An 11,545-nucleotide genomic window follows, 5' to 3' on the forward strand; every position below is an offset into this window, starting at 1 on the left:
TGCTCAATCTGTAAAAACTTTACGTGCTTTAATTACATTTGAATGTTCTGGATGTGGCATATAGATTGCTAGCGCCTTTTCGTTATGTGTCATTACAGTTTCTTCAGTAAGCGGCGGTGTGATATCTTTTAATTTTTGTCCCCACATAATACGTTGTGCAGTTTGTGCGTCTACTTCATGATGCGGTAAATGCAATAGCCCCTTTTCCAATGGATGTAGAAGTGACTTGATAGATTCAAGTGGCATCTCTTGTAGTGCTTCTAAAGTATAACTTTGTTCAAGCGTAAATCCACCACTTTCAGTACGTGTAAGTTTAGACATATGACCTACTGTTTGTAGTGCTTCCGCAATTTGTGTTGCTAGTGTTCTAATATAAGTGCCTTTTCCACATTTAACGATGATTTCAAATGTAACTTGATTATCATGGTACGTTAGTTCTGTCGTACGTGTGATGTTGTTGATTTTTACTTTTCTTGAAGGTCTCTCAATCACTTTACCTTCACGGGCATATTCATACAGTTTTCGACCGTTGACTTTTACAGCACTATACATCGGTGGTGTCTGTTCAATTTCACCAGTGAGTTGCGAAAGTGCAGTGTCGATTTGTGTTAATGTGAATTGATTTTCTTCTATTATATTAGTGGCGATAACCTCACCTGTCTGATCTTCAGTCGTCGTCTGTGTACCGAGTGTGATTTCAGCGACGTAAGTTTTACCTGAATCCATCATATAATCACTGACACGTGTCGCACGTCCAATACAAATCGGTAACACACCATTAACTTCAGGATCCAGTGTACCCGTATGTCCAACTTTTTTTGTTTTTAAAATTTTGCGTAGTTTGAACACTACATCATGACTTGTCATACCACGCGGTTTATTAATTGCTATAATACCATCCATAAAAAAAACACCCTTTCAGTAAACTCTAGAATAGTTTACATGAAAAAGTGTGTTTGGTCTAATGTCCTTTATTTAAATCAGCTAACATACGCTCGATTTTGTTACCGTAATCGATTGACTCGTCGTACTGAAATTTTAGTTCAGGTACGATACGTAAGTCCATACGATGTGCGATTTCTGATTTAATGAAACCTTTAGATTTTTCTAAAGCTTCCAGTGATTTTTTGCGCTCACGCTCTTCACCAAGTACTGTTACATATACAGTAGCAAGTGATAAATCGCCAGTAACCTCAACTTCAGTAACTGTAACGAATCCAACATTAGGATTTTTGATTTTCTGGTTGATGATCTCACTGATTTCTTTCTTCATTTGTTGACCAACGCGTTCACTTCTTAAGCTCATATATTTTCACCTCATTTGTATCTATTGAATAGTGTCAATTATACGTGGGTAGCGAGTTGATGTCAATTGAAGGGGTCGGGCTTTGAGATGCTGGCGATATTGTTGGTTTGTCGCTAGCATCTACACTATTTCAACAAAATATTGCAAGTTGCTAGTGATATTGCTGGTTTGTCGCTAGCATCTACACTATTTCAACAAAATATTGCAAGTTGCTAGTGATATTGCTGGTTTGTCGCTAGCATCTACATAACTTCAATAAAAGATCACAAGTTGCTAGCGATATTGCTGGTTTATCGCTAGCAACATATTTATTATTTAATAGTTTTATACTTCCTGTTCTTATTTGTACCTATCTTAATAAAATTTTCACCTAATATTTTACGGATGCCTGAAGGATTACAATCAATCCACTCACCAACTTCACTAACACTGACACTATCCCTTTTCAGCATTTCGATTTTTCTAAAAGCTTCTAGTATAGCTTCAGATTTATCCATTACATGTCCACATCTGCATTTTACTTTTTTCTTCGCATTGCGATTTACTTCCAGAAAACTATGACATTTTGGACATTTCAATCCACGAGTCATTTTTTCATATGGATAAAAATGCTTCTGTTCATTTTTCGATTGCTCAATATGATGCTTAACAATCAGTTCACCAATCGCAACATCCTCATCGGTAATTTCAAAACTGCACATATATCTTGCAAGATTTTCGATAACAGACATATTATTAAATTTAATATCTTTTACATTATTAATCACCTTGAAAGTCTCATTAACAAATACGACTTTATTTACAATTTTATAATGAATATTTTGTTCATAACAAAACGCTTCAAATTTATCTCGTTCATTACTTGCCTGAGAAAATACATCTCGACATACATAACCACTTTCACTTTTCAGATTGCCATCTTTATATGTATAGTTTCCGTAAAAATTTTTAATTTCTAATAAAAAAATAATTCCATTAACTATCACAAAGAAGTCAAATTGTATCTCTCCGCATATATCCAGTCGTACATCCCAAATACATACACCTTGTTTAAACTGATTCAGAAAATCATAAACTTTCTTTTCACCTTCATAGCCCAATTTTAAATTGAAATATTTTCGTCTATCCGATTCAGTCATATGTGTTCTACCATGAACTTCTTCTAAATATTCAAGTTGTGGTGGTTTCACTGCTGTTTTTATAAACAAATTATCACCTCAAAATGAATATAAAACATAATTACTGAGCATGCAAACAGCCTAAAATGCATACTTTATCGTGCTTTTATACAAGAATATTCAAAATTAATACAGTAATTCATATTCTACAAAATTTTCTATCAGAAAATGATTTTCTGCAGTAAATTATTAATAAAACATGCATAAAAATAATTAAATTTTCTCAAACAAAAAAAGCACTCACAAATAATTGCGAGTGCCAAAAAGTAATTATTTACGTTTAATCTCTTCCATAATGAACGCTTCGAAGATATCGCCTTCTTTAACGTCGTTGAAGTTTTCGATTGTGATACCACATTCGTAACCTTGAGCGACTTCACGCACATCATCTTTGAAACGTTTCAACGCATCAACTTGTCCTTCGTAAACTACGATACCGTCACGAATGATACGGACTTGTGAATCACGTGTAATCTTACCTTCAGTTACGTAAGAACCTGCTACTGTACCTACTTTAGAAATGTTGATTGTTTGACGTACTTCAGCTTGTCCAATCACTTTCTCTTCATATTCAGGATCTAACATACCGATCATCGCTTGTTCGATTTCTTCGATTACTTTGTAGATGATTCTGTGCAAACGCATATCTACGCCTTCAGCTTCAGCTGCACGTTTCGCATTTACATCCGGACGTACGTTGAATCCGATAATGATACCGTTTGATGCTGATGCTAAAGTAACATCTGATTCATTGATTGCACCAACAGCCGTATGAATAATACGTACGTTAACGCCTTCTACATCAATCTTCATTAATGATGCTGCTAAAGCTTCTACTGAACCTTGAACATCACCTTTAATAATTACGTTTAAGTCTTTCATTTCACCTTGTTTAATTTGTTCGAATAAATTATCCAATGAAACTTTTTGACTTTCCTGACGTTGTGCTAAGATGTTTTGTTGTTGACGTGCTTCACCGATACGACGTGCACGTTTTTCATCTTTGAATACTACGAAACGGTCACCCGCTAAAGGTACATCTTGTAAACCAGTAATTTCAACTGGCGTTGATGGTCCTGCTGATTTAATACGTTTACCTAAATCGTTAACCATTGCACGTACACGCCCAAACGTGTTACCTACAACAATTGAATCGCCAATTTCAAGTGTACCATCCTGAACTAATAATGATGCAGCTGGTCCACGAGATTTATCTAACTCTGCTTCAATAACTGTACCGATTGCAGTACGTTTAGGATTTGCTTTTAATTCAGCTACTTCAGAAACAAGTAAGATCATTTCTAACAATTCATCGATTCCGTCACCTTTAATCGCTGATAACTGTACGAAGATTGTATCTCCACCCCAGTCTTCAGGATATAATCCGTGTTCACCTAATTCCTGCATTACACGGTCCGGATTAGCTGTCGGTTTATCAATTTTATTAACTGCTACGATAATTGGTACTTCAGCAGCTTTAGCATGGTTAATCGCTTCAACAGTTTGTGGCATAACACCATCATCTGCAGCAACCACTAAAATTGTAATATCCGTTACTTGAGCACCACGTGCACGCATTGTTGTAAACGCAGCATGTCCAGGTGTATCTAAGAACGTAATCTTTTTACCTTCGTTCTCAATTTGGTAAGCACCGATATGTTGAGTGATACCACCAGCTTCTCCAGCTGTAACACGTGTGTTACGGATAGAGTCAAGTAACGTTGTTTTACCATGGTCAACGTGACCCATAATCGTTACTACTGACGGTCTTTCAATAATATCTTCAGGATTTGCATCAACATCTTCGAAATAAGTTTCTAAATCTGTTGCATCAACTACAACTTCAAGTTCAGCTTCAACACCATATTCATCACAGATTAATTCAATCGCATCTTGATTTAAACTTTGGTTGATGTTCGCCATAATACCAACCATAAATAAATTTTTAACAATTTCAGATGCATCTTTGTTTAATTTTTCAGCAAGTTCTCCTACTGTAATACCTTCTTCATATGTAATCTTTGAAGGTGTTTCTTTAACTACAGGCTCCTGAATTACTGGAGCAGGTTTCGGATTGCCCTTACCTTTACCTTTTTTATTACGGTTTGGACCGCCTGTTCCGGGTTTGTTATTGCTTCCTGGTCGATGATTATTGTTATGACGCGGTTTTTGAGCTGGCTTATTTGCTGGTTTGTCAGCAGGCTTTGCTGCAGGTTTCGTTTCTTGTTTTGGTTGTTCTTTTTTCGGTTCAGCTTTTTCTGCAGGTTTATTTTCAGTTTTTTGCTCTGTTTTTACCTGATCTTTTTTAAAGATTTTATCTAATGCAGTGATTTCTTTATCTTCAATCACCTGCATATGGCTTGTTACTTCGATATTCATTTTTTTCAGTTCATCAATGATGTCTTTGCTTTTTAATTTAACTTCTTTTGCGTATTCATATATTCTCTTTTTAATCATAGGTTCTCTCCTCATTGATGTTACGAATGAGTGTCTGTATGGATTTTGCAAATCCTGCATCCAGAATACCGATTGTAACCCGTTCGGCCTTACCAATCGCATATCCCAACTCATAACGCGTTCCGTGCTGCACGAGCGGCACATTAAACGAATTACATTTATTCGTAACAGTTTTTGTTGTATTTGGTCCAGCGTCAGTCGCTAGTATTACAAGTTTACATTTCTTATTTCTCACTTCATTGATAACAAGTTCTTCGCCTGTAGCAAGTTTGCGTGCACGCATCGCAAGTCCAAGTAAATTAAATAATTTATCTTGATTATTCATCGTTTAGGGATCATTTCTCTGTATATTAGGCGAATAATTTCATCATATATAGGATTGAGACGTTCAGTATCACTTTCAAAAAATTGCTCAAGCTTCTTCTTTTTACGTGCTGCTTCTATAACCTCTAAATCCATTGATACGTATGCTCCACGACCATTTTGCTTACCTGTTGGATCAACAAAGATTTCATCTTCTTTCGTCTTAACAACACGTATCATTTCTTTTTTCGGTTTCATTTCATTACTTAATATACATTTGCGCATAGGTATTTTTTTTTGTTTCATAATGTCACCTATTCTACTGGATAAATGCCTGCTTCTTTTGCATCTGTCTCAGATTTAATGTCGATTTTCCAGCCAGTCAGTTTTGCAGCTAAACGTGCATTCTGTCCTTTTTTTCCGATAGCAAGTGATAATTGGTAATCCGGTACGATTACAGTTGTAGACTGATTAGCTTCATCTACTAATACATCAACAACTTGAGATGGACTTAAAGCATTCTTAACAAATGTCTTTGTATCACCACTCCACTCAACGATATCAATCTTCTCGCCACCTAATTCTTCAACTACAGCTTCAACACGTGCACCTTTTGCACCCACACATGCTCCTACAGCATCTATGTCAGGATTTTCTGAGTACACGCTAATCTTAGAACGGTCGCCCGCTTCACGCGCAACAGATTTAACAATAACTGTACCATCAAAAATTTCCGGAACTTCCTGCTCAAATAATCGCTTTAATAAACCTGGATGACTACGAGATACAAAGATTTGCGGTCCTTTAGTTGTTTGTTCTACTTTATTTACATAAACTTTAATACGTTCAGTTGGACGATATTCTTCATTTGGACTACGTTCAGCTTCAGATAATACCGCTTCCGTTTTACCTAAAGTTACATACACATAACGATGATCAACGCGGTCAATGATACCAGTCATTATATCATCTTCTTTATCGATGAACTCATTGTATAAAATACCTCGTTCAGCGTCACGTAATCGTTGCATTACCGCTTGCTTCGCTGCTTGTGCTGAAACACGACCAAAATCTTTAGGTGTGACATCTTCTTCATAAATATCGCCAACTTCATAAGCTGGATTAGACTCTAAAGCCATCTCTAAACTAACTTCATCTCGTGGATTCATTACTTCTTCAACAACATCTTTACGTGAATATACACGATAAGCACCATTATCCATGTTTAACTCAACACGGACGTTGTTCGCTGAATTGTAGTTCTTTTTATATGCTGTGATTAACGCAGCTTCAATTGTTTCAATTAAAACTTCTCTTGGAATTGATTTTTCTTTTTCAAGGTAATCAATTGCATTTAATAATTCATTATTCTTATTCATGTTTCCCTCCAAATTATAAAACGACTGCACGACGAATTTTTGCTATTTTTTTACGATCAATTTCAATCGTTTTCGTACGCGTCTTTATCTTTGCATTAATCGTTATGAATTCTTCATTATACTGCTCTAATATACCAATCCACTCTTTGTCTCCGGCAATCGGTTCATAAAGTTTTACGTAAATATTATTGCCAACAGCATTTTCGTAATCCTTTTCTTTCTTAAGTGGACGTTCAGCACCTGGTGAAGAAACATCCATAAAGTAAGCTTCTGTTATAGGATCTTCTTTATCCATCACTTCGCTAATATGCTCACTCGCTAGTGCACAGTCAGCGATATCGATGCCACCTGGCTTATCAATTGCAATACGCAAATAATAATCAGGGCCTTCTTTAACATATTCTACATCTACCAACTCAAATCCCAATGATTCAACGATAGGTGCAACAATTTCTTCCACACGTTCAGTTATCTTTGACATATAATCCTCCTCACAAAACTTAAGAAAAGAGCGGGATATCCCACTCTTTTCGCTTGTAGAGTATTTTCTTTAACAATGTAATGATAGCACATATTAGTGCATAACTCAAATGATTATAAATCGAATATCGATAGCTGTGCTTTATCCGGCATATCATTTAAACTCCCTAGTTCATCCAGATAATCAATAATCTTTTGTGAAACACCAGCTTTTTTGTTTAATTCTTCTTTAGATAGGAATGGCCCTTCATCACGCGCTGCAACGATACGTTTTGCAACGTTCTCACCAAGTCCAGGCACAGCGATAAATGGTGGAATTAACGTATCACCTTCAATTATAAATTCAAAGGCTGTACTTTTTTCTAGTGAAATAGGTTGCACTTTAAATCCACGTTGTGCCATTTCATTTGTAATCTCTAAGACAGTCAATACATCTTTTTCTTTTTTACCAAGATCATGATAACGTGCATAGTAATCTTTAACAGTCGCTTTAATCGTATGTTTATCTTTAACCATGGTAATAAGATCAAAGTCAGAAGCTCTCACTGTAAAGTAACTTGCATAATAGAATAACGGATGGTGCACTTTAAAGTAAGCAATACGTACCGCCATTAAAACATATGCTGCTGCATGGGCTTTCGGGAACATGTACTTAATCTTTTTACATGAATCCAGATACCATGCAGGTACATTATTCTCAATCATCGCCGCTTCAAACTCTTCAGTAAGTCCTTTACCTTTACGAACGGATTCCATTATTTTAAAGGCAAGTGATGGTTCAAGACCAGCATACATTAAATACACCATGATATCATCACGACAACCGATTACACTTGATAAATCGCAAGTGCCCGATTTAATAAGTTCCTGTGCATTACCTAACCATACATCAGTTCCGTGTGATAACCCTGAAATTTGTACGAGTTCACTAAAGGATGAAGGTTTCGTATCCTCTAGCATTTGTCTTACAAACCCTGTACCGAACTCTGGTACACCAAGCGTTCCTGTCTTACATAATATATCGTCTTCAGTGACACCTAATGACTCTGGACTAGAAAATATTTTCATCGTCTCTTTATCATCGACTGGTATCGTCTTTGGATCCATGCCAGATAAATCCTGCAACATACGAATCATCGTTGGATCATCGTGTCCTAATATATCAAGCTTTAATAAATTGTCATGGATTGAATGGAAATCAAAATGTGTTGTTCTCCAAGCTGAATCCTGCTGATCAGCTGGATATTGAATCGGTGTAAAGTCATAGATATCCATATTTTCAGGGACTACAATAATACCCCCTGGATGTTGCCCGGTTGTACGTTTAACACCGGTACATGCTTTCACTAAACGATCAATTTCAGCGCCACGTTTATGAATGCCAGAATCATTCAGGTAGCCTTTAACATATCCGAAAGCTGTTTTCTCAGCAACCGTACCTATCGTACCAGCACGGAATACTTTATCCTCCCCGAAAAGTACTTTCGTATAGTTATGGGCGATCGGTTGATATTCTCCACTGAAGTTTAAATCAATATCGGGAACTTTATCCCCTTTAAATCCTAAGAAAGTTTCAAACGGAATATCTTGTCCTTCTTTAATATATGGAGCGTTACATTCCGGACAATTTTTATCCGGCAAGTCAAATCCACTTGCTACACTACCATCTTCAAAGAAATGACTCGATTTACATTTCGGACAAATATAATGCGGTGGTAATGGATTAACTTCCGTAATTTCTGTCATCGTAGCTACAAAACTTGATCCTACAGAGCCACGACTACCTACAAGGTATCCATCATCCAGTGATTTCTTAACAAGTTTTTGTGATATTAAGTAGATTACCGCAAATCCGTTACCGATAATACTATCCAGTTCTTTTTCAAGTCTAGCGACAACGATTTCAGGTAAATCATCACCATAAATACTTCGTGCACGATTATAGCTCATTTCACGAATCTCTTCGTTTGCTCCTTCTATCGTTGGCGTGTACAATTCATCACGAATCGGTATAACAGTGTCAATAGCATCTGCTAAATTGTTCGTATTTGTTACTACTATTTCAAATGCTTTCTCTTCCCCAAGAAAATGAAAATCATCCAGCATTTCATCGGTTGTTCTGAAATGTGCATCAGGTAATGTTTGACGATTTAAAGGATTCCCTGGGTTAGATGCAATTAGTATTTCTCGCGCTGGCTTTTCGTGTTCATGTAAATAATGCGCATTCCCTGTAGCAATAACTGGTATATCTAATTTTTCACCAACTTGAATGATTCGGTCATATATTTCTTCCATCGTTTCATTATCACGAATTAAATCGCGTTCTAATAAATGTTGATATAATGCTTTCGGTTGTACTTCTAAAAAGTCATAAAACTTCGCAATGCGCTCTACTTCTTCCTGGTCTTTTTGCATCACGGCTGTAAATACTTCTCCATTATCACACGCACTACCAACAAGAATCCCTTCACGATTCTCCATCAGTAAAGATCTCGGAATACGTGGTGTACGATAGAAATAATTGACCATTGATTCACTTACAATTTTAAATAAGTTTTTAAGACCTGTTTGATTCTGCACGATTAACGTGACATGCATCGGGCGAGCACGTTTATACGCATCCTGGTTGCTTAACTTCGCATCGACTTCATTATGATTTGTTACACCCAGTTGTTCAATTTGCTTTAACATCTTTACAAAAATGTGTGCTGTTGTTTCAGCATCATATATCGCTCTATGATGTTGCGTCAATTCTACACCATATTTTTTAGCTAGGAAATTTAAACCGTGTTTACCCATTTCAGTATTGATTGTTCTTGATAATTCCAGGGTATCAATAACACCATTTGTCGTCGCACCATAACCTAAACGTTCAAAACCTGTATCGATAAAGCCCATATCAAAGCTTGCATTATGCGCAATATAGATAGCGTCGCCTACGAAATCTCTAAAGTCATTCAATACTTCTTCAATCGGTGGTGCATCGACTAACATATCATCAGTAATACCAGTTAAATTTTTAATCGTTTCATTTAACCGTTCACCCGGATTGCTAAAGCGTTCAAACTTGTCGACAATTTCACCATCTTTAACTTTAACTGCTGCAAGTTCAATAATCTTATCGTATTGTGAACTAAGACCTGTAGTTTCAACGTCAAACACAACATACGTCGCTGTCTTTAAGTCAATGTCTTGCGGTTTATAGGCAATCGCCACACCGTCATCAACGAGCATACCTTCTATACCGTAAATCATCTTAAGGCCCGCTTTACTTGCTGCTGCGTGGGCATCCGGGAAACCTTGACATCCATTATGATCTGTAATGGCAATTGCTTTATGACCCCACTTCGCTGCCTGATCAACATATCTACTAATATGGGTAATCCCATCCATTTGACTCATCGCCGTATGTAAATGGAACTCAACACGTTTATTTTCTGATTTATCTTGTTTTTGTACTTTATTAATTTTTTCAATGTCACTCATCATCATCACGAGATCACGAATAAATGTATCTTGCTCGATACGTCCCTGGGCGCGAACCCAATCTCCGACTTTTAATGAAGATAAATGATCTAAATCATTTTTACCTTTACGCGTGAACATCTTTAAAATTAATGAATCCGTATAGTCTGTGATTTTTAGCTGAACGATATGTCGACCACTTTTAAGCGCTTTAATTTCAATATCAAAGATAACACCTTCTAAAGCAACTTTAAACTCTTCTTCAATAATTGATTCGATCGGTTTAATCGCTTCTACCTGAATCTTTTTACCAATAGAACAATGTGTAATCTCTTCAGATACACTTTCTGCTTTCTGCTTCTCTCGCTCAACCATCTTTTCACGTAGAAGCACGCTTTGTTGTGCTTCTTCTTCCTGTATATGTGCCTCAAGAGAAGCGAGTTCACGTAATTGGTCTTCGTCACTAATTTCAAAGATAATTTGAGATAATTGAAATCCTGCCTGTTTGAACGCAGTCATTAATTTTCCGTTACATGATTTCTCAAAATGCTTCTGTTCAATTTCATTAACAACCTGAAACTTAAGTACATCTCCTGAAAAATTAAACAGCTTTTGTTTCAATTGTCCTTTTAAGCTTGGACTCATCCCTGTCTGATCGATTGCATAAGGAATATATTCACGAATACGATCCGTTAAATATGTGTCATCTTTAACCTTTATTTCAAAGGTGACATTAGCGATATGTGAAAAGTGTTCATGAAGTTTCGTTTGTAACATATTGTAGAGCACAAATGGCAAATGTGTTTCAAATGTAAAATGCATGTGCCATAGGCGTTCTTCCTTTGAAATATCGATACGGGACAATTCACCGTTATGAATATCTTCAAATAGGTCTGTAATACCCAGTTGTGTAAGTAAAACATTAAATTTTTCTGTGTGTGTTAACGTCATGAGTAACCACCTTATCAAAAATGAAA

General features: G+C 36.4%; 8 protein-coding genes and 2 pseudogenes. All 10 read right to left on the reverse strand.

The window, feature by feature from the left end; all coding sequences use genetic code 11:
- Positions 1–3: 3 nt before the first annotated feature.
- A complete protein-coding gene (gene truB / locus BFS35_RS03685; RefSeq protein ID WP_099577734.1) occupies positions 4–903 on the reverse strand; it encodes a tRNA pseudouridine(55) synthase TruB in 900 nt (299 codons plus the stop codon).
- Positions 904–961: 58 nt separating this feature from the next.
- On the reverse strand, positions 962–1,306 hold the full coding sequence (gene rbfA / locus BFS35_RS03690; RefSeq protein ID WP_099577733.1) for a 30S ribosome-binding factor RbfA: 345 nt from the start codon (positions 1,304–1,306) through the stop codon (positions 962–964).
- Positions 1,307–1,617: 311 nt separating this feature from the next.
- Entirely contained in the window at positions 1,618–2,514 is an 897-nt protein-coding gene (locus BFS35_RS03695; RefSeq protein WP_099577731.1) for a nuclease-related domain-containing protein, read from the reverse strand.
- 240 nt (positions 2,515–2,754) lie between these two features.
- Positions 2,755–4,524: pseudogene (gene infB / locus BFS35_RS03700) on the reverse strand (translation initiation factor IF-2); the annotation flags it as partial.
- 252 nt (positions 4,525–4,776) lie between these two features.
- Positions 4,777–4,941: pseudogene (locus BFS35_RS14265) on the reverse strand (translation initiation factor IF-2 N-terminal domain-containing protein); the annotation flags it as partial.
- Positions 4,934–5,266 carry a YlxQ family RNA-binding protein gene (locus BFS35_RS03705; protein WP_096076703.1) on the reverse strand — a complete coding sequence of 111 codons (333 nt, stop codon included), beginning with the start codon at positions 5,264–5,266 and terminating at the stop codon, positions 4,934–4,936. The pseudogene BFS35_RS14265 and the gene BFS35_RS03705, both read right to left, overlap by 8 nt.
- Complete coding sequence (rnpM, locus tag BFS35_RS03710) at positions 5,263–5,550, reverse strand: RNase P modulator RnpM (protein ID WP_099577727.1); 288 nt, start codon at positions 5,548–5,550, stop codon at positions 5,263–5,265. The genes BFS35_RS03705 and rnpM overlap by 4 nt, the downstream gene beginning before the upstream one ends.
- An 8-nt stretch (positions 5,551–5,558) precedes the next feature.
- Positions 5,559–6,623, reverse strand: a complete 1,065-nt coding sequence (gene nusA / locus BFS35_RS03715) for a transcription termination factor NusA (RefSeq protein WP_099577725.1) — start codon at positions 6,621–6,623, stop codon at positions 5,559–5,561.
- 13 nt (positions 6,624–6,636) lie between these two features.
- A complete protein-coding gene (rimP, locus tag BFS35_RS03720; RefSeq protein ID WP_099577724.1) occupies positions 6,637–7,104 on the reverse strand; it encodes a ribosome maturation factor RimP in 468 nt (155 codons plus the stop codon).
- Positions 7,105–7,217: 113 nt separating this feature from the next.
- The gene (locus tag BFS35_RS03725) at positions 7,218–11,519 is read right to left on the reverse strand and encodes a PolC-type DNA polymerase III (RefSeq protein WP_099577722.1); all 4,302 of its coding nucleotides are present in this window, start codon (positions 11,517–11,519) and stop codon (positions 7,218–7,220) included.
- Positions 11,520–11,545 lie beyond the last annotated feature (26 nt).

This window comes from Macrococcoides goetzii (genome assembly GCF_002742385.2).
GTDB classification, from domain to species: Bacteria; Bacillota; Bacilli; order Staphylococcales; family Staphylococcaceae; genus Macrococcoides; species Macrococcoides goetzii.